Source organism: Pandoraea sp. XJJ-1, from assembly GCF_026802345.1.
Classification (GTDB): Bacteria; Pseudomonadota; Gammaproteobacteria; order Burkholderiales; family Burkholderiaceae; genus Pandoraea; species Pandoraea cepalis.
Genome location: NZ_CP113827.1, coordinates 744122 through 763627, shown reverse-complemented (window position 1 = coordinate 763627; position 19506 = coordinate 744122). Strand labels below are relative to the sequence as shown.

Here is a 19506-nt window from a genome sequence, read left to right as displayed (position 1 = left end):
TCGTTGTTCGACACGTGCCCTTGACGACTACTCACTCCCGCAGATCAACCGCCTTCGACGTCACGCCGGGTGACCGTCGCGATCGCGTTGCCGTCCAGCAAAGTATCGAGCCGCCGCACACCATCGCCGCGCCTTGCCAGAACGCGAAGGACAGCGGCGCTTGCAGCAACATCGCCGATATTGCAGCGGAGAACACCGGAATGAAATACGACGCCCCGGCCAGCACCGTCACGTTGCCGCGCAGAATGCCGACGTTCCAGGCGGCATAGCCGAAGCCCATCGCACATGCGGCCAGCACCAGGTAGACGATGCCACTCACACGCAATTGCATCTGTCCACCGCCCGCCAACAGATACTTGGCCCACAGCGCCGCCGCAACCAGCATGAAGAAGAACGTCACGCCGTTTTTGCCCTCGGCATAGCGCGTCGTCACCGTGCAATACGCCGCCCAGATCACCGCGCCCGCGAACGCCAGGCCGTAACTCAGCGGGTTGGCAAGCACGTTGGCTGCCATCTCGGCGACGTGGAGGCCATGATCGCCGCCCAATACCCAGCAAATGCCGAGCATCGACAGGAAGAACCCCGGAATCACCCAAAAATTCGCGCGCTGCTTGTTGAAGACGATGGCCGAGATCAGCGTGAACGTCGGCCAGAGATAGTTGACCATGCCGACTTCGATCGCCTGCTGCGCGCTGTTCGCGTAGCCGATCGACAGTGACAGGCAAAGTTCATAGGCTACGAACAGCAGGCTTCCCATATACAGATATCGCTTCGGGAATGTCTTGAGCTGCGGGAAACCGACGGAGAACAGCAGAAACACCGAGGCCACGGTGTACATCATCGCCGCGCCGCCAGTCGGCCCGAAGCTCTCGCTCACGCCGCGAATCAGTCCGACGATCGAACTCCACAACACCACGGCCGCCAATCCAATGAGCGTCGCCCGGTTCTTGCACTTGCTATCCATGCTCCCTGCCTGCCTCCATGTTCAACGATGTCGCCTGCCGACGCATCATAAGCCAGCAACGCCCGCTGACTGCCGGCCGCACGCGACCTACCCCTGCGCCATCGTCTCGCGCAGGACCTCGGCCAGCGCAATGATGCCCGACTCGATGTGCTCAAGCCGTATCGACGAAAAGCCCAGCCGGAACCGGTTGAGCGGCGGCGTATCGCCCATGAAGAAAATGTCGCCCGTCTCGATGAGAATGCCGCGCACCTTCGCCCGCGCCGCCAGTACGTTCGCGTTCAGCGTCGGCGGCCCTTGCACCCAGCACGACGCCCCGCCCTTCACCTGCACGAACGACACCTCCGGCATATGCGCGGCAAGCGCCGCGCTCAGCACCTCGGCGCGCTTCGCATAGGTATCCGCCAGACGACGCAGCAAGGCGTCGTGATGGCCCAGTGCCAGGAACATCGAAAACGAGCGTTGAATGAACGCCGACGGATGGCGAATCATCAAGCGGCGCAACGCCCGCAACTCCGCCACCAGCGCCGCCGGCGCCACGATATACCCCAGGCGCAGCCCAGGGGCGAACGACTTGGACAAGCTACCGATATAGATCACACGGTCGCTGCGATCCAGGCTCTTGAGCGCCGGGATCGGAATGTCCGAATAGCTGTTTTCGCTCTCGTAGTCGTCCTCGATCACCACGAAGTCTTCGGCTTCCGCCCGACGCAGCAACGCCTCGCGATTCGCCAGCGGCATCGTGGTCGTCGTGGGGCACTGGTGCGATGGCGTGACGTACACGTAATCGCACTGCGACAAGCGATCGTCGACCGGCAGACCCGACTCGTCCACGGGCAAGCCCACGAGCTTTGGCGTGCGTATCGCGAAGATGTTGCGCGCGTCCGGGTAGCCCGGGTCTTCGATCCCCACCGTCGTGTGCGCCCCGACCAGCAAATCGGCCAGTAGATACAGCGCCTGTTGCGCCCCATTGGTGAGCACGATCTCGTCGGCGTCGGCCCACACGCCGCGTCGCGGCAGCACGCGCGTGCGGATCTGCTGGATCAGTGTCTCGTCATCGCGCGCGATCATGTCCGGTGCCCAGTCGCGGATCTCCATGACGGTGAGCGCCTTGTGGCAACACTCGCGCCAATCCGCCGTCGGGAACATGGTCGGATCGAACTGGCCGTAAATAAAGGGGTACTGATACTTCTGCCAATCGATGGGCTTCACGATGTTGCGTTGCCCCGAAGGACGCACCACGTAGCGCCCCTCCCAGTCCGGTGTCGCCGGATCCCGTGGCGCGATGGTGCCAGCCGCCAACGCCGGCGCATCGCGCGCCGGCGTGACCTGCGACCCGACGCGGGGCGCCAGAATATCGCCGTTGACGAAATACCCGCGCCGCTCCCGCGCAATCAGGTAGCCCTCGTCGACCAGTTGCTGATAGGCGAGCACCACCGTGTTGCGCGCCACGCCAAGCCCTTCGGCCAACTCGCGCGACGACGGCACCGCAGCGCCGCGCATCAGCCGCTCGTCGAGAATCGCCGACACCAGCATCTGGCGAATCTGGCTCTGCAAACTCATGCCGGCGTGCGCCGACATCTGAAACAACTGGTTCCACATCGCCGCGGAAATCCGGCTCGACATCGTGCCCCCTCTCGACTCACCCTTCCAGAACGTCAATTATTACTCAAGTGACGGTGACATCCATTCCGAGTTGGGGTTTATCCGCAGTCGCGCGAAATCACGCCCGATTCCAGCATTCATGCGGCTTGCAAGCCGATTTCGGGTCCACTGGACCAGTTGGCATCATCAAATGCGGCCAACTGGCTCTAACGAACAAAAAGGCTGGCGGCAATGATGCAATCACTTGGCGCCGATTCTTAACAGCATGCGCGTCAAACCCGAGTGTTCTACCGAAAACTTTCCGATTAGAGGTGAACCATGAATGGACTTCCGAACCGGCTGCGACGGGTGTTCGCCGCCACGGCACTGGCGGCAGCTGCACTCCCCGCTGCGCTGACGCTCGGGCTTACGCTGCCCTCGACGGCGCAGGCGCAGGAAAAAGAGGTGACGATTGCGTACCAGCAAATCGTCGATCCGTGGCTGGTCGCCATTACCGGCGGCGAATTCGAGAAGGCCACCGGCTACAAGATCCACTGGCGTCAGTTCGAGTCGGGCGCCAAGGTCGCCACGGCCCTCGCCTCGGGCGACATCAAGATCGGCGTGCTCGGCTCCAGCCCAATGGCCGCCGCCGTCTCGCAGGGGCTGGACCTGCAACTGTTCTGGATTCTCGACGACATCAACCAGGCCGAGGCAATGGTCGTGCGCAACGCCTCGAACATCAAGTCGCCCGCCGACCTGAAGGGCAAGAAGATCGGGGTGCCGTTCGTCTCGACCACGCACTACCACACCATGTTTGCCTTGCAACAATGGGGCATCAAGCCGACCGAGGTGAAGGTGCTCAACATGCAGCCGAACCAGATCGTGGCGGCGTGGGAGCGTGGCGACATCGATGCGGCCTATGTCTGGGATCCGGCGCTCGCGCAGATCAAGAAGAGCGGTCACGTGCTGATCACCTCGGGAGAACTGTCGAAGCAGGGCAAGCCGACGTTTGACGGCATCGCCGTCGACCGCAAATGGGGTGAGGCGAACGCTGATTTCATGGCGAAGTTCGTCAAGGTGATCGCCGACGCCGACGCGGCGTACCGAGATCATCAGGCCGCCTGGACCGCCACCTCGCCACAGGTCAAGGCCATCGTGAAGATGATCGGCGGCAAGCCGGAAGACGTTCCCGGCGCGCTCTCGCTCTATGCCTTCCCGTCGGCCCAGCAGCAGGCATCGGCTGAATGGCTGGGCGGTGGCAAGGACAGCCGCGCCGCCAAGGCCCTCAAGGACACGGCCGAGTTCCTGAAGGGTCAGCAGAAGATCGATGCCGTCAAGGCCGACTACACGCCGTATGTCACGTCGCGCTACGTCGACGCCGCACTTAAACTGAAGTAAGCCGTACCGGGGCGGTCGCGCCGAAAGTTCAGGCGCGACCGCCCCTCCCCGATCGCTCGATCGACAGGAGAAGGGCTTCATGGAACAACTCATCGTCAACGACGTCAGCGTCGTCTATCCCGGCCGGCGTCCCGGCGAGCAGGTGCAGGCGCTCGCTCACGTCGATCTGACCATCGCACCCGGCGATTTCGTAGTGGCGCTCGGCGCCTCGGGTTGCGGCAAGACCACGCTGCTCAGTCTGATGGCTGGCTTCATCGCGCCCACGTCCGGCGAATTGCTGCTGGGCGATGCCCCGATCGAAGGCCCTGGCGCCGATCGCGGCGTGGTGTTCCAGAAGCACGCGCTGTTGCCGTGGCTCAACGTGATGGAGAACACCGAGTTCGGGCTGAAGCTCCAAGGCGTGCCGAAGACGGAACGACGCGCCATTGCCGCGCGCAATCTCGCGCTGGTCGGGCTGCAGGACTTCCACAATCACATGATTTACCAACTCTCCGGCGGCATGCAGCAGCGGGTGGGCATTGCACGCGCGCTCACGTGCAATCCGTCGATGCTGCTCATGGACGAGCCGATGGCCGCACTCGACGCGCTCACGCGTGAAACCATCCAGGAACTGCTGCTCGACGTGTGGCGCGAGACCCGCAAGATGATCTTCTTCATCACGCACAGCGTCGAAGAAGCCCTGTTTCTCGCCAGTCGCCTGATCGTGATGTCGCCGCGCCCCGGACGCATCACGCACACGTATGAGCTTGACTTCAACCAGCGCTATCTCGAATGCCGTGACGCGCGCACCATCAAGTCGAGCCCGGATTTCATCGCCATGCGCGAGACCGTGCTCAGCATCATCTACGGCGACGAACGTGCGGGCCAGACGGCGACGTCGAATGCCAATGCGGTCGCAGCCTGATCGCTGCAGGAGAGAACACCATGATGACCAAACCCGTCACCCCTCACCCCACGCCGCCCGCCGCTGCCGCCAATTCGCCCGGCGCGCGCCGCCCGGCGGTTGCGCCCCGTACACCGCGTCGGCGCGGTTTCTTCGCTCGCATGTTTGCCCCGCGCCCGGTCAAGGCCGGTGAGTCGTTCGGCGCCCCCGGCCAAGGCCCGAGCCTGGCGATCAGCGTCGTGACCGTGGTTGCGCTGTTGCTGCTCTGGATCGCCATTACGTCGTCGGGCATGATCAAGCCGCTGTTCCTGCCGGGACCGCGCGCCATCATCGAGAAGTTCATGCAGGTCGCCACGGAGGGCTTTGCCGGCTCGACACTGTGGGAGCACACGCTCGCGAGTCTGTATCGCGTCTTCGGCGCCTTTGCGCTGGCCTGTGTGACCGCCATCCCGGTGGGCATTCTCATGGGCGTGTCGCGCATCGGCCGCGGCGTGTTCGATCCGCCGATCGAGTTCTACCGCCCGCTGCCGCCGCTGGCCTACTTGCCGCTCGTCATCATCTGGTTCGGCATCGGTGAATTCTCGAAGGTGTTCCTGATTTACCTGGCCATCTTCGCCCCGCTGGCCATTGCGGCACGGGCAGGCGTGCGCTCGGTGTCGATGGAGCAGATTCACGCGGCCTATTCGATGGGCGCTTCGCCGCGCCAGATCGTCATGCACGTGATCGTGAAGTCGGCGCTGCCGGAGATCTTCACCGGCATGCGCATCGGCATCGGCGTGGGCTGGACAACGCTGGTCGCCGCCGAAATGGTGGCGGCATCGAGCGGACTCGGTTTCATGGTGCTCAACGCGGCGGAATTCCTCGCGTCGGACATCGTGATCATGGGGATCATCGTGATCGGCTTTTTCGCGTTCGGATTCGATCTGATCATGCGCTACCTCGAGCGCGTGCTGGTGCCCTGGAAAGGCAAGGTCTGACAAGACGTAAGCAGGTCCGTTGGTCATTACAAAAGACGCAGGGCGGCTCCCCCCGCCGCACCTGCCGTCAGATAAGGTCTTCAGGAGGTTGTGTGGTAGTCGAGACATTGCAGGTCGGGCGTGTTGCCCGTGAGCGGCGCGTTGTCGCATTGGCGGTTCCCCCCCGGTTCTCCCTCTCCCCTTGTTCCATCAGCGTCTGCGATAGCGCCGTGCGCATCGCACGCCCCATCACGGGAGGTCGTCATGGCCAATCGTGAACAGGGCACGCATCTGCAATCGAGCCTCAAGCAGCGGCACATGAGCATGATCGCGCTGGGCGGCGTGATCGGTGCGGGCCTCTTCGTCGGCAGTGGCGTAGTCGTGCATGCCGCCGGCCCGGCGGCCGTGCTGTCGTTCCTGATTACCGGCGCGCTCGTGGTGCTCGTGATGCGCATGCTCGGCGAGATGGCGTGTGCGCTGCCCGCGGTGGGGTCGTTCTACGAGTACGCACGGCTCGCCTGGAACGACAAGCCGGTCGGCGGTGAGCTGGCCGGCTTTCTGACAGGCTGGATGTACTGGTACTTCTGGGTGATCGTGGTCGCGGTCGAAGCGGTCGCGGGTGCCAACCTGATCCAGTTCTGGCTCCCCGGCATCCCGGCCTGGGCCATCAGTCTCGCGTTGCTGGTGGTGCTGACATTGACGAATCTGGTGTCGGTGGCGTCCTACGGCGAGTTCGAATTCTGGTTCGCGTCGATCAAGGTCGCGGCCATCGTCGTGTTCCTGTTCCTCGGCGGGCTCTTTGTGTTCGGCCTGTGGCCGGGTGCGGTGGCAAGCACCGGACACCTGCTCTCGCACGGCGGCTTCATGCCCAACGGCATTGGCCCGGTGATGGCCGGTGCGGTCGCGGCGACCGGCTTTTACTTCGGCGCGGAGATCGTGACGATTGCGGCCGCCGAAGCCGCCGAGCCGCAGCAAGCCGTGGCACGCGCCACCAATTCGGTCATCGGCCGCGTGCTGTTCTTCTACATCGGCTCGATCCTGCTGGTGGTGATGCTCGTGCCCTGGAACTCCGCCAGCATGGCCACGCCGTATGTGAGCGCGCTCGAAGCGATGCACATTCCGGCAGCGGCGCACATCATGAACGCCGTGGTGCTGACCGCCGTGCTCTCGGCACTGAACTCGGGTTTGTACGCCTCGTCGCGCATGCTCTTCGCGCTCACGCGCCGTGGCGATGCCCCGCGCTCGCTGGCCAAGCTCAATGCGCGTGGCGTGCCGGTTCGCGCCATTCTCATCGGCACGCTGTTCGGCTATGCGGCCGTAGTGATGTCTTACGTGTCGCCCGATACGGTGTTCGCCTTTCTCGTGAACTCGTACGGCACGGTAGCGATCTTCGTGTATGTGCTCATCGCCTTCTCGCAGTTGAAGCTGCGCAAGCGGCTGGAACGCGAGGCGCCGGGCAAGCTCAAGATTCGGATGTGGGGCTACCCGTACCTCACCTGGGTCGCGATTATCGGCATGCTGTCGATTGTCGGGGCAATGGCCTTCATCCCGGACCAACGCACGCCGCTCGCCCTCGGGGTGGCCAGCCTGACGGTCCTGCTCGTGGCGTTCACCGTCCGGTCGATCTGGCGCAAGCTGCGCTCGCCGGACCCGGGCTTCGAGATCTGAGATAGGTCGGTGTGACAAGGGCGGTGGCAGAGATTCTGTCGATGGGCGAACGTTCAAATTCCGACGACCGCTTACCACCGCCCTCATTCGCGGACTACCGCTGGCATCGAGACGATGCGGCATGCCTTCGGACGGGCCAACGTGCGCTTATGTAGCGTTACGCTTGGCACCTCGCCCCCGCAGCCACTCGAGCACAAGTAGCAGACAAGTGGAAAAGACGATCAGGATGGTCGCAAGCGCAGCGATGGTCGGGCTGATGTTTTCACGAATCCCGGTAAACATCTGACGCGGGAGCGTCGCCTGCCCCGGTCCGGCGAGAAACAGCGTCACGACCACATCGTCAAACGAGGTCGCGAAGGCGAACAGCGCCCCCGATATCACCCCTGGCGCAATCACCGGCAGCGTTACGCGAAAAAAGGTTTCCAGGGGGCCTGCCCCCAGCGACAGGCTCGCACGCACCAAATTCTGGTTGAAACCCCGCAAGGTGGCCGACACCGTGGTGACCACAAACGGTGCGCCCAGCGCGGCGTGCGCCAGCACCATGCCCAGGTAAGTGCCGGCCAGCCCCAACGGCGCGAAGCACAGATACATGCCGACGCCGACCACGATCACCGGCACGATCATCGGTGACATCAGCACCGCCATCAGGATCGCCTTGCCGCGAAATTGCACCTGGTTCAGCCCCGTTGCAGCCAGCGTGCCCAGTATCGTCGCCAGCAAGGTGGCCAACGGCGCAATAATGAAACTATTGCGTGCCGCCGACATCCACTCGTCGGAGTTAAACAGGTTGTGATACCAGCGCAGCGAGTACGCCGGGATCGGATACGCGAGGAAGGTGCTGTCCGAGAACGACAGCGGCACCATCACCAGAACCGGCAGCACGAGGAACAACAGCGTAAGCGCGTTACCCGCGCGCAGCAGGTAGTACCAGAGCCGCTCGACCAGGGAAACATACGGCGGAAAGCGCGATGGACGACCACCGGTTGCCGGCGGCTCCTGATACGCGTTATGAGAATTGATTGCTGGTTGTCCCATTGCTCACCCCATGCCCAATTCCGCGCGCGTCAGGCGCCCATAGACCACATACAGCACGAGCGTGGCGGCAAGCAACAGGCCGCCCAATGCACACGCCATACCCCAATTGATGGAAACGTTCGTGAAATAGGCCACGTAGTAGCTGATCATCTGGTCGTTGGGTCCGCCCAGCAACGCTGGTGTGATGTAGTAGCCGATCGACAGGATGAACACCAGCAGCGCGCCAGCGCCAACGCCCGGATAGGTTTGCGGCAAATAGACGCGCCAAAATGCCGCGAACGGATGACTCCCCAGCGAGACGGCCGCGCGCTGATACGTCGGAGGAATCGATTTCATCACGCTATACAGCGGCAAGATCATGAAGGGCAACAAGATATGGGTCATTGAGATGTACACGCCGACCCGATTGAAAAGCAGCTCGAGTGGCGCGCGTGTCATGCCGCTCGCCATCAGTGCCTTGTTGACCAAGCCTTGCCCCTGCAGCAACACGATCCATGCGGCGACACGCACGAGAATGGACGTCCAGAATGGGATCAACACCAGGATCATCATCAAGTTCGCGCGCCGGCCCGGCAGCGTCGAAATCCAATAGGCAAGCGGAAAGCCGATCAACAAGGCGAAGCATGTCACCACGGCGCTGATGCCGAAAGTGCGCGCAAAGATGTTCAGGTAGATCGACGCGTCCGGGTCGGCCGGCACCACTTCGCCGAACGCATTCTGCCGATGGTCCAGCGCCGCGAGCACATAGAACGCAGAGTAGCGGCTGCTGTTCTTGGCGATCGCCTGCCAATAGGGCAGTTCGCCCCATCGCGCATCAAAATTCACCAGCCGCTCGCGCGCCTGTGTGAGCGGCACTGTCTTGCCGTCGTCATCGGTAAACGGCAACGCCCGCGCCGTCTTCATCACTAGTGTGTGAAATCCAGGTAATTCCGTGTTGAGGCGTCGCGCGAGGCCGCCAAGGCTATCGCCGTCCTGTAGCGCCGTCAGATCACTCATCAGTGCGACGTACGCGGCGTCGCCGGGCAACTGCGTGCGATCCCAGCCGTGCAGCGTGCGGCTTGTCGTGGGCAAGGCGCCGACGACCTCGGGATTCTCGACCGCGCGAGTGAGTAGCATCGCAATCGGCACGACAAAGATCAGGAGCAGAAAAATCGCCAGCGGTGCAACCAAGGCCAGCGCCTTGATCCGCTTTCGATTCCGGGTCTGACGCAACTCGTCTTTAACGAGTCGCATGTTCTCGGCAACGGCCAGTGTTGCGGTTTGCATGTAGGAGATCTCTTTTCTCGACGTCGAATCTTGCGATTCCACAACCGTTTCGGGTTCGCTCGTCGGTGCCGCGCGAACCCGAAGCATAGGCTTGCTACATCGTCTTATTTCGAGGCCCATGCCGCAAAGCGTTGCTCGAGTTCATCGCCGCGATCCGTCCAGAAGTCGATGTTCTGAAGCACAGCAGTCGTCACGTTAGCCGGCGAGTTAGGCAAGTCTTTCAGGGTGGAGGCATCGAGCGACTTGACCGCCTCATTGTTGACCGGGCCGTAGGCTATGTGCTTGGCATAGGCACTCTGCGCGGGTGTCGACAGCGAATATGCGATGTATTGCAGTGCCAGGTCCTTCTTCGGCGATCCCTTCGGAATCGCCCAGTAGTCGAGATCGTAGATACTGCCGTTCCAGACCACCTTCAGGTTCTTTCCCTCGCGCTGCGCCGCATCGATGCGGCCGTTGAACGCCGTCGACATGACAACGTCACCGGCCACCAGGAATTGCGGTGGCTGAGCGCCCGCTTCCCACCACTGAATCGACGGCTTGAGTTCGCTCAGCTTCTTGAAGGCTCGATCGACACCCTCCTTGGTCGACAACACGCGATAGACATCCTTGGGCGCAACGCCGTCGGCCATCAGCGCAAATTCAAGATTGCCGCGTGCGCCCTTGCGCATCGCGCGCTTGCCCGGGAATTTCTTGGTATCCCAGAAATCGGCCCAACCCGTCGGCGCAGTCTTGAGCGCGCTGGCGTTGTATGCCAAAACCGTCGACCAGATGAAAATGCCTGCGCCACAGGTCTGCACCGCGGCGGGCGTGAACCCGTTCTTCGGCCCGATCTTGCTCCAGTCGAGCTTTTCGTACAATCCCTCGTCGCAGCCACGGCCAAGGTCACCGGACTCGACTTCGACCAAGTCCCAATTCACACGCTTGGCTTCGACCATGGCCTTGACCTTGGCCTGCTCGCCGTTGTACTCGACACTCGTCACATGATGGCCGGTGGCCTTCTCGAACGGCTGCACGAAAGCTGCTTTCTGGGCGTCGCCGTTGGCACCGCCGAAGTTGACAACGGTCACGTCGGCGGCTTGGGCAACGCCGAACAGCATGGCGCCGGCAACGACGAATACTGTGTTTACAACCTTCTTCATCTTCAACTCCTGTTGATGGTCAGACGGACAACTAGACAAGGAAACGGGATATCTTGATCAAGTGAATACGCGCAGATGTTCCGGCTCAAACGCGAGCGCGACCGGTACGCCTGGCACAAAGTGCTTGAGCGCCGGCGTTCCCAGCGGCACCTTCACGAAGCATTCGTCCTGCTGCGGCAATTGGCAGCGCATGCGCACGTGGTCGCCGAAATAGATCAGGCCGGCTGCACGTCCCACCACGCCATTAACGCCGCCGTCGACCGACGAAGCCGGGTCAATCAGGCGCATGCGTTCGGGGCGGATGCATGCGCTCACCACTTCGCCAATCTGGGCGCGACGACCCGTACTGCCGACGTCGCGAGCCGCCGACGCGTGAACGCTCATGCCGCGAACCTCGCTTCCGTCCGCGAGCCGCAACGTACAGTAGTCGTCCCCCAGTTGTGAGACCACCCCGCGCAGGCGGTTACTGTCGCCAATGAAGTTCGCAACGAATTGATTGCACGGTGACTCATACAAGCGGTCCACGGTATCGAGCTGCTGTACATAACCTTGATCGAACACGGCGACACGATCGGACATCGTCAACGCTTCGCCCTGATCGTGCGTCACATACACGAAAGTCACGCCCAACCTCTCGTGCAACGCCTTGAGCTCCAGTTGCATGTGTTCGCGCAGTTGCTTGTCGAGCGCACCCAGCGGCTCGTCCATCAACACTAGACGCGGCTCGAACACCAGTGCGCGTGCCAACGCGATACGCTGCTGCTGCCCCCCCGACAACTGCGCCGGATAGCGCTTGCCAAAACTCCCCATCTGCACCATATCCAGCGCTGCGGCCACTCTCCTCGCACGGTCGGCGCCAGGCACGCGGCGCACCTTCAGCGGGTATTCAACGTTCTGCGCCACGCTCAAGTGTGGAAAAAGTGCGTAGTTCTGAAAAACCATGCCGATATTGCGCTGATGCGGCGGCACCGTGTTGAGCAGCACACCGTCGAGCCAGATCTCTCCGCCGGTGGGGTACTCGAACCCGGCCAGCATCATCAGGCAAGTGGTCTTGCCCGATCCCGACGGCCCCAGCAAGGTCAGGAATTCGCCTTGGTAGATGTCGAGGTCGAGTTGTTTGACCACCAACGTTTCGCCGTCGTAGGTCTTGCTCACGCGACGAAAACTCACCAGTACCTGTTTGCTGTTCACCATCGCGGGCCTCTTCATCCCTGGTTGATATGCGCGCACCGAAGCGCGACAAGCCCAATGCGCTTAGGGCGTCACGACGTTTGCGACGCCGTGGAACTTAACTTGAATCCGAATATAGACTGACTTGGCCCTACAATAGGGAACCATTTCTTTATTCTGGATGGGACCACTTTGGACGCAATCATTCTGTCGGACTGGCTGATCCAGCATCTCGACAAGGCGGGCGGCGAGCCGGCATATCGCCAGATCAATAGCCTGCTCCAGCAGGCCATCCTGAGCGGCCAGTTGCCGCCCGGCACGAAGCTGCCCTCCTCGCGAACGCTCGCATCCGATTTGCGGGTGGCGCGCAATACCGTGCTGCACGTCTATGACCAACTGACTGCCGAGGGTTATGTCACTTCGTCCACGGGCAGCGGCACGTACGTGGCGGATACGCGGCCCGCGCGCGCTGTCGATACGGCCGCCTCGGAGATGACATCGCACGAGCAGCCGCACAAGCGCTTGTCGACGCGGGGGCAGCAAATGATCGATCAGGCGGGCGTATCAAAGCGACAATGGGGTGCTTTCATGCCCGGCGTACCGGACACCTCCGAATTCCCGAGCAAGACATGGAACCGCCTCCAAGCCAAGCTCTGGCGCCAACCCAGCCATGAACTGCTGACATATGCATCGGGCAGCGGCTACCGTCCGTTACGACGTGCCCTGTCGGATTATCTGCGCGTGGCACGTTCGGTCAATTGCAATCCCGATCAGATCATCATCACGACCGGCGTGCATCAGTCGGTCGACCTGGCAGTCAAGCTGCTGAGCGATATTGGCGACGTCGCGTGGCTGGAAGAGCCGTGCTATTGGGGTGTGCGCAGCGTGTTCCGGATGTCGGGCCTCGAACTGAAGCCGATCCCGATCGATACCGAAGGCCTCAACCCGAGCGTGGAGGACATGCAGGGCCCACCACCGCGCTTGATTCTCGTCACGCCATCGCACCAGTATCCGATGGGGATGGTAATGAGCCTGTCGCGCCGCCGAATGCTGTTGGATTTCGCGAGCAAGCATCGTACTTGGGTGATCGAGGACGACTACGACAGCGAATTTCGCTATGGCAGCCGGCCGATCTCATCGCTACAAGGACTGGATACGGCAGGTCAGGTCATCTATGTCGGTAGCTTCGGCAAGACCATGTTCCCCGGTTTGCGCATGGGCTATATGGTCGTGCCCGAGAACCTGATCGAACACTTTCGCACCGGCCTGTCGGAGCTGTATCGCGAAGGCCAATTGATGCAGCAAGCGCTGCTGACCGACTTCATCATCGATGGCTACCTGACCTCGCACATTCGACATATGCGCGCGCTGTACGGCGAGCGGCGCACCTTGTTGATCGATACGATTCGCGCCAACTTCGGCGATGCGCTGCCGGTGATGGGCGACGAAGCCGGATTGCACCTGGTGCTTGGCCTGCATGGGCAGTCACGAGACCCGCACGATAACCCCATTTCGGATGAGAGAATTACCGACGAAGCACTGGAAGCGGGCATCGTGGTGCGGCCTCTGACGCGCTATTACATCGACCCAGCCTCGGCACAATCGGGCCTGTTGCTCGGCTATGCGTGCGTGCCCAACAACCGTATTGAGCCAGCCTTCGACAGCCTCGCCCGCGTCATCGAAAAGCACCTGAAGCCGTAGACAAGCGCTGCCGAAAATACCAATGCTCAGCCATTCGGATCGGCGGGCACGATTCTCCCTCAGCGACTGTCCATTCCCATCCGAGGCGAAGCCGCACCTCATTCGCCAAAAAAGCGGCTCCATCAAAGATAATGAAATGGCTCTTTTTTAAGAACCAGACCTGAGTATATTCCGAACTATCAGCCAGATCGTGCCGAACCTCGGCGCGGCAACCGGACCACTCAGGAGTCGAAATGTTGAATGCGGAATTTCACGCGCGCAAAAATGCCGCCACCCCGCGCGGGATCGGAGTCATGTGCGATTTCTATGCGGAACGAGCGAAAAATGCCGAGCTCTGGGATGTCGAAGGACGGCGTTTCATCGACTTCGCCAGCGGCATCGCTGTGCTCAACACAGGGCATCGTCACCCCAAGATCGTAGCGGCGATTCGCGAACAACTGGATCGCTTCACGCACACGGCATACCAGATCGTGCCGTATGAATCGTATGTGACGTTGGCCGAGCGCTTGAATGCCTGCACGCCGGGTGACCATTCGAAGAAGACCGCCTTCTTCACCACCGGCGCCGAGGCTGTCGAAAACGCGATCAAGATCGCACGTGCCGCCACGGGACGTACGGGGGTGATCGCATTCGGCGGGGCATTCCACGGTCGGACAATGATGACCATGGCGCTGACGGGCAAGGTCGAGCCATACAAGAAGGGTTTCGGGCCGTTCCCTGGCGAGGTGTACCACGTGCCGTTCCCATCGGCACTGCACGAGATCGACTCGGCGCAGAGCCTCGCGGCGATCGAACAGCTGTTCAAGAGCGACATCGACCCGCAGCGGGTAGCCGCGATCATCTTCGAGCCGGTGCAGGGCGAAGGTGGCTTCTACCAGGCGCCGCCGGAGTTCGTGCGTGCCTTGCGCGCGTTATGCACGCAGCACGGCATCCTGCTGATCGCGGACGAGGTGCAAAGCGGCTTTTCTCGTACAGGCAAGCTTTTCGCGATGCAACACTACGACGTGATACCCGACCTGATGACCGTAGCCAAGAGTTTGGCAGGCGGCATGCCACTGTCGGCAGTCGTCGGTCGCACGGAGATCATGGATGCAGCCGCGCCGGGGGGGCTGGGCGGGACATATGCGGGGAATCCGCTGGCCGTTGCGGCAGCGCATGCGGTACTGGATGTGATCGAGGAAGAGCAGCTTTCATCGCGCGCCGAGACCTTAGGCAACCAGTTGAAGGCGCGCCTGCGCAAGCTACAGGCTTCGGTGCCGCAGCTTGTCGAAGTGCGTGGACCGGGCGCAATGGTAGCGGCGGAATTCCACGATCCCCAAACCGGAGCGCCGGCACCGGAAGTCGTGAAACGGATCCAGGCCCGCGCACTGGAACAGGGCCTGCTGCTGCTGAGTTGCGGTGCCCATGGCAACGTGATTCGCTTCCTGTTTCCGCTGACCATAGAACAAGCGGTGTTCGACGAAGCTCTCGGCATTCTGGAGACAGCCTTGCTCGAACTTAGCGACGTAACGGTCTGAGCGTGCCTCGTTTTCACGCGCAGCAATTCACGCCGCCTATCGCATAGCCTCGTCGTCGCACGCGCCTCGAAGCATGGCGGCTTCGAGCGCCTGCGTGAGCCGACGCTCGTCTTCGTCCGAAACAATGCCGATGAACACGATGACCGACGACGCGGCAGGCAGATCCGAGCGACGTGTGAGCATCGAACGACGCCCGACGACATGCAGCTCGCTCATCTGACCGGCCTGCAGCGCCACGAAGCCCTTCGCGCGCAGCAGTTTGTCGCCCAACAGGGCCAGCGCCGCTTTCAGTCGCGACCGGTCGAACACGCCACCGGTCGCGACGCTGAAACTGCGCAGTCCACGCGGCAACGCGCGTGATGCCGACTCCATCGGGCGCGGGCTCAGCAACCCGGGCAAGGTCATCACGTCATCGGGAAAGAGAATGGCGGGTGGCACGACGCCCTGGTTCGCGGTGACAACGACCTGCGTTGCCCCCAGCGATGCCAGTCGCTCTCTGACGGCCTGCAACCTGGCGTCGCTCACCAGATCGGTCTTGGTCAGCACGAGCGTGCTGGCCGCCGCAATCTGACGCCGGACGATGTCGCCGACATAGCGATCGTCCAGTACGGCGTCAATGCCATCGACGTCTACCGCCACCACAATGCCATGCAGGCGGAATGCCTTGTCGAGCAACCCCACCTGCGCGATGCGCAGCGGATCGGACACACCGCTCGCCTCAATCACGAGCAAGTCGGGCCGCTGCGCGCGCTCGCCCAGCGAGATCAGCGTCTCGACCAGGCGTCCGCCAATGGTGCAGCACACACAGCCGTTCTCAAGTCCGATCACGTCGTCGCCTCGCTCACGAATGAGCGACGCGTCGACATTGATCGAACCGAAGTCGTTGACGAGCACGGTAACGCGCAACCCCTCGGCATTTTGCAGCAGCGCGTTGACAAGCGTGGTCTTGCCCGCACCGAGATAGCCGCCCAGGACGACCATCGGGATCGGAGGCCTGGGCGCCGCAGCGACCGCTGCGGGTGCGAGGGGTTGACTGCCTTGCATCGTCGTCACGCCGGGGCGCGGAACACCTCGCCCCCGAGCACCGTGCCCCACACCGGCATCTGTCGCAGATCGTCGACGGGCACCTCGAACGGATCCGCCTCAAGGACGGCAAAGTCGGCGTACTTGCCGACTTCGACACTCCCGACCAAATGATCCATTCCCAACGAGAACGCGGCACCCAACGTGATCGCGTGCAAGGCATCCGCCACCGGCAAGCGCAGCGACTCGCCCAGCACGCGTCCCGACGACGTCTCCCGTTTGGCCGCGCACCACGCGGTGAACAGCGGATTGAGCTGGGTGATCGGCGCATCCGAATGCAAGGCGAACGGCAGGCCGATCTGACGGGCGACCTCGGCGGCATCCATCCGATTGGCGCGATCCGGGCCCATCGTTTGGTGATAGTGTGCGTCGCCCCAGTAGTAGACGTGGTTCGCGAAGAAGTTCACACACATGCCGAGCCGCTGCGCTCGCGTGAGTTGCGCGGCATCGGCCATCTGGCAGTGCTGCAACGTGTGGCGATGATCGACACGCGGATGCAGCGCCAGCATCGCCTCGATCGCATCAAGCACGACGTCGGTCGCCTCGTCGCCATTCGTATGAATATGCAATTGCAGGCCAGCCGCGTGGAACGGCATGAACGTCTCGACCAGTTGCGACGGTGGAATCAGCCAGAGCCCGTTGGGCTTGCCATTGTGGTATCCCGGCCAGCGCAGCCGCGCCGTAAAGCCTTGAATCGAGCCGTCGACAATGAATTTGACCGGCCCGTAATGAAGCTTGTCCGTGTTGCCCTCACGCGCGCTCAACACGCGTTGCGGCCCCCCTTCCGGGCAGCGCTGCGGCGCAAACGCCGGCACGATGCGGATCGGATATGTCGGGTCACCTGTCACCTCGCGAAGATTCGCATTGCCCGACGGCGTCAAGTCGTTGACGAGGTCGGTGGCCGTCGTCACCCCGGCGAGCTGCGCAACGCGTCCGAAATTCCAGATCGCGCGAACACTCTCGCTCGCGGCAATCGATAGTCCTTCCCCAATGACCCGATACACCGGAAACATCGCCGCGAACTCCTGCAATTCACCGGTCGGCTCGCCGTCAGCGCCCATGACGACGCCTTCGACATCGGTGTCGCCGTCGATGCCCGCCAGCGCGAGCATTGCCGAATTCACATTCATCAGATGCACACTGGCATGCAGGATCGCAATGGGCCGGGTGGCGGACACGGCATCGAGGTCGCGCGCGACGAGCGGCGCGCCCTCGAAGAAGATCGGGTCGTAGCCCCAGGCCAGCAACGGCTTGGGGTCGCCGGTCATGCGTTGCTCAGCCTCGCGCAGGCGCTCCAGCACGGCGGCCGGCGACTTCAACCCTTCCCACAAGTGTCCATCGGGGCCGCGCCGGTCGTAGTAACCCACGTAGACGGCATCCCACATCGCGCCCTCCATGAGGTGGCAGTGCCCCTCCACCAGTCCGGGCATCAACACCTTGTCGCGCAATGTGTCGATCGGTGCCGCGTCGGTCCAGCGCCGCATGTCCTGCAAATCGCCGACGGCCAGGATGCGGCCGTCGCACACGGCCACGTGCGTCGCAACCGGTTGCGCCGGGTTCATCGTCAGGATCTTGCGGGCGACGTAGACGCGAATGTCGTCGCGGCTGGCTGCGGTGTTGTCTCTGTCTGTCATCACGACTTCTTGTAGGTGGAAAGCGAGCCGACCCCCGTGTCCATCGAACGCTCGCGACTGCCGCCAAGCAGCAAGTTGAGCACCGACATCACCACGATGTTGACGACCAGGCAGATCAGCCCGAGGTTCACGCCGCCAAGGTCCGGATTCTTGAAGTAAAGCACGAGCGCCAGCCCCTGACCGGCCAGCACGCCGGCCGCGACCGCTGACGCCCGGACACGCAGTCGCAGGACCACGGCGATCACGCCCGGCAGGAACTGCGTCACCCCGTAATAGGCCATATTGATCAGCGTCAGCATGAGGTTCGGCGTGAGCAGCGTAAGTACGATGGAGCCCAGCAGATACAGCACGATCACGACCTTCGAGCTGGCTTTCTGACGATGCTCAGGCATGCCCGACAGAATGTTTCGCGTGACGATGGGGCCCAGTGCGAGGCAAATCCCCGCGAGCACCAGCAACCCCGACAACGCCGCTCCTGCCGCCACGAGCCCGACCAGCCACGACGGCAGCAATTGCGTCACGGCGGCGAAGAACGCCTCGTTCGGCGACGCCAGTGTGATGTTCCGGCTGATCGCGTAATACGACGCCAGCACGAGGAACGGATACATCAGCATGTACAGCGGCATGGCGACCTGCGTGCGGCGAATCGTCGAGGCACTTTTCGCCGTGAAGAAGTTCTGCACGCCAAATGGCATGACGTACATGCCGAGCGACTGGAAGACGATGGTCGTCATGGCGAACGTGAGCTGTTGCGTGTTCATCGCGTTGCTCACGTGCTGGCTCGCGGCCTGGAACACCGGCGTCACGCCCACTTCCCACGCCACGGCCACCCCGGTGATGACGATGGCGGCCACCATCAGCACGTCCTTGAGAACGGCGATATAGGCCGACGCGCGCACGCCTGCAATGGCGATGTAGATGAAGGCCAGCATCGCCGAAAAAGCGATGAGCCACAGCGGCTGGAAGTTCCACCCCAGCCCCTTGAGCGCCGCCACCAGACCGGTGAACTGCAACTGGCCCCAAGGCAACAGGAAGACGATGGCGGTCACCGCCACCACGAGTTCGAGAAAGCGATTTTGAAAGTGCCCCTTGAACAGATCGGGCAGTGTGATCGCGTTGTAGCGTTTGCCCGCATCCCAGATCTTCGGGCCGAGGAAATACCCGACCGGATAGGCCAGCAGGATGTAGCCGAGAAACCAAACGCCATACGTCGGCCCCTTGGCGTAAATGCCGCCGGGAAAGCCGACCATCGTGCCAATGCTGTAGATCTCGCCGGCCGCGAGGAAGAACACGAGCCACGCGCCGAACTGGCGTGACGCGACGAAAAAATCGTGCACGCTCTGCGGGCCGCGTCCTCCGCGCGCTCGCAAGGCGAGATAAACCGACAACAGGATGAAGCCGGCAAAGATGAGGGTTGCCATCGACGCAATCTCCGGGGATTCGTTAATGAAGCGCTGGTCGCGCTGTCTGCGCGAGCTGGGCACGACGGCAAAACACGCCGGCCGCCAGGC

At 62.5% G+C, this 19506-nt stretch carries 15 protein-coding genes; 6 read left to right on the top strand and 9 right to left on the bottom strand.

Translation table 11 applies throughout. The features are described 5' to 3' along the window. Positions 1–31 precede the first annotated feature (31 nt). Complete coding sequence (gene yddG / locus OYT13_RS03415; protein ID WP_268567243.1) at positions 32–964, bottom strand: aromatic amino acid DMT transporter YddG; 933 nt, start codon at positions 962–964, stop codon at positions 32–34. A gap of 87 nt (positions 965–1051) precedes the next feature. Beyond that, positions 1052–2587, bottom strand: coding sequence for a MocR-like pyridoxine biosynthesis transcription factor PdxR (gene pdxR, locus OYT13_RS03410; RefSeq protein WP_026132278.1), 1536 nt, complete (start codon positions 2585–2587; stop codon positions 1052–1054). Positions 2588–2884: 297 nt separating this feature from the next. Between pdxR (OYT13_RS03410) and tauA the strand changes: the two genes are divergently transcribed. The 4 genes from tauA to OYT13_RS03390 all read left to right on the top strand — a co-directional run bounded on the left by tauA (position 2885) and on the right by OYT13_RS03390 (position 7450). Then, on the top strand, positions 2885–3943 hold the full coding sequence (tauA, locus tag OYT13_RS03405) for a taurine ABC transporter substrate-binding protein (RefSeq protein WP_017235498.1): 1059 nt from the start codon (positions 2885–2887) through the stop codon (positions 3941–3943). A 79-nt stretch (positions 3944–4022) separates the two neighbouring features. After that, positions 4023–4847 carry a taurine ABC transporter ATP-binding protein gene (locus tag OYT13_RS03400; protein WP_261939242.1) on the top strand — a complete coding sequence of 275 codons (825 nt, stop codon included), beginning with the start codon at positions 4023–4025 and terminating at the stop codon, positions 4845–4847. A 140-nt stretch (positions 4848–4987) separates the two neighbouring features. After that, the gene (locus OYT13_RS03395) at positions 4988–5803 is read left to right on the top strand and encodes an ABC transporter permease subunit (RefSeq protein WP_017235496.1); all 816 of its coding nucleotides are present in this window, start codon (positions 4988–4990) and stop codon (positions 5801–5803) included. Positions 5804–6046: 243 nt separating this feature from the next. Next, on the top strand, positions 6047–7450 hold the full coding sequence (locus OYT13_RS03390) for an amino acid permease (RefSeq protein WP_017235495.1): 1404 nt from the start codon (positions 6047–6049) through the stop codon (positions 7448–7450). A 147-nt stretch (positions 7451–7597) separates the two neighbouring features. Here OYT13_RS03390 and OYT13_RS03385 read toward each other — a convergent pair whose 3' ends face one another. The 4 genes from OYT13_RS03385 to OYT13_RS03370 all read right to left on the bottom strand — a co-directional run bounded on the left by OYT13_RS03385 (position 7598) and on the right by OYT13_RS03370 (position 12081). Beyond that, complete coding sequence (locus OYT13_RS03385) at positions 7598–8485, bottom strand: ABC transporter permease (protein ID WP_268567242.1); 888 nt, start codon at positions 8483–8485, stop codon at positions 7598–7600. A 3-nt stretch (positions 8486–8488) separates the two neighbouring features. Continuing rightward, positions 8489–9751, bottom strand: a complete 1263-nt coding sequence (locus OYT13_RS03380) for an ABC transporter permease (protein ID WP_268567241.1) — start codon at positions 9749–9751, stop codon at positions 8489–8491. 104 nt (positions 9752–9855) lie between these two features. Continuing rightward, the gene (locus tag OYT13_RS03375) at positions 9856–10890 is read right to left on the bottom strand and encodes an ABC transporter substrate-binding protein (protein WP_150562377.1); all 1035 of its coding nucleotides are present in this window, start codon (positions 10888–10890) and stop codon (positions 9856–9858) included. Positions 10891–10947: 57 nt separating this feature from the next. Then, positions 10948–12081 (bottom strand): ABC transporter ATP-binding protein, encoded by a 1134-nt coding sequence (locus tag OYT13_RS03370; RefSeq protein ID WP_026132275.1) that lies wholly within the window; start codon positions 12079–12081, stop codon positions 10948–10950. A gap of 171 nt (positions 12082–12252) precedes the next feature. Between OYT13_RS03370 and pdxR (OYT13_RS03365) the strand changes: the two genes are divergently transcribed. After that, entirely contained in the window at positions 12253–13761 is a 1509-nt protein-coding gene (gene pdxR, locus OYT13_RS03365; protein ID WP_017235490.1) for a MocR-like pyridoxine biosynthesis transcription factor PdxR, read from the top strand. A gap of 233 nt (positions 13762–13994) precedes the next feature. Further along, entirely contained in the window at positions 13995–15278 is a 1284-nt protein-coding gene (gabT, locus tag OYT13_RS03360) for a 4-aminobutyrate--2-oxoglutarate transaminase (RefSeq protein ID WP_017235489.1), read from the top strand. Positions 15279–15314: 36 nt separating this feature from the next. Here gabT and OYT13_RS03355 read toward each other — a convergent pair whose 3' ends face one another. The 3 genes from OYT13_RS03355 to OYT13_RS03345 all read right to left on the bottom strand — a co-directional run bounded on the left by OYT13_RS03355 (position 15315) and on the right by OYT13_RS03345 (position 19416). Further along, a complete protein-coding gene (locus OYT13_RS03355) occupies positions 15315–16259 on the bottom strand; it encodes a CobW family GTP-binding protein (RefSeq protein ID WP_261939796.1) in 945 nt (314 codons plus the stop codon). A 68-nt stretch (positions 16260–16327) separates the two neighbouring features. Beyond that, on the bottom strand, positions 16328–17995 hold the full coding sequence (locus tag OYT13_RS03350) for an amidohydrolase (RefSeq protein WP_017235487.1): 1668 nt from the start codon (positions 17993–17995) through the stop codon (positions 16328–16330). Further along, positions 17995–19416, bottom strand: a complete 1422-nt coding sequence (locus tag OYT13_RS03345) for a sodium:solute symporter family protein (protein WP_017235486.1) — start codon at positions 19414–19416, stop codon at positions 17995–17997. The genes OYT13_RS03350 and OYT13_RS03345 overlap by 1 nt, the downstream gene beginning before the upstream one ends. Positions 19417–19506 lie beyond the last annotated feature (90 nt).

Bases quoted from the DNA above. Each gene is read 5' to 3' on its own strand.
- OYT13_RS03375 (WP_150562377.1), bottom strand. From the start codon at position 10,890: ATGAAGAAGGTTGTAAACACAGTATTCGTCGTTGCCGGCGCCATGCTG.
- OYT13_RS03380 (WP_268567241.1), bottom strand. From the start codon at position 9,751: ATGCAAACCGCAACACTGGCCGTTGCCGAGAACATGCGACTCGTTAAA.
- tauA (WP_017235498.1), top strand. From the start codon at position 2,885: ATGAATGGACTTCCGAACCGGCTGCGACGGGTGTTCGCCGCCACGGCA.
- gabT (WP_017235489.1), top strand. From the start codon at position 13,995: ATGTTGAATGCGGAATTTCACGCGCGCAAAAATGCCGCCACCCCGCGC.
- OYT13_RS03390 (WP_017235495.1), top strand. From the start codon at position 6,047: ATGGCCAATCGTGAACAGGGCACGCATCTGCAATCGAGCCTCAAGCAG.
- OYT13_RS03385 (WP_268567242.1), bottom strand. From the start codon at position 8,485: ATGGGACAACCAGCAATCAATTCTCATAACGCGTATCAGGAGCCGCCG.
- OYT13_RS03345 (WP_017235486.1), bottom strand. From the start codon at position 19,416: ATGGCAACCCTCATCTTTGCCGGCTTCATCCTGTTGTCGGTTTATCTC.
- OYT13_RS03400 (WP_261939242.1), top strand. From the start codon at position 4,023: ATGGAACAACTCATCGTCAACGACGTCAGCGTCGTCTATCCCGGCCGG.
- yddG (WP_268567243.1), bottom strand. From the start codon at position 964: ATGGATAGCAAGTGCAAGAACCGGGCGACGCTCATTGGATTGGCGGCC.
- OYT13_RS03395 (WP_017235496.1), top strand. From the start codon at position 4,988: ATGTTTGCCCCGCGCCCGGTCAAGGCCGGTGAGTCGTTCGGCGCCCCC.
- OYT13_RS03355 (WP_261939796.1), bottom strand. From the start codon at position 16,259: ATGGTCGTCCTGGGCGGCTATCTCGGTGCGGGCAAGACCACGCTTGTC.
- OYT13_RS03350 (WP_017235487.1), bottom strand. From the start codon at position 17,995: ATGACAGACAGAGACAACACCGCAGCCAGCCGCGACGACATTCGCGTC.
- pdxR (WP_026132278.1), bottom strand. From the start codon at position 2,587: ATGTCGAGCCGGATTTCCGCGGCGATGTGGAACCAGTTGTTTCAGATG.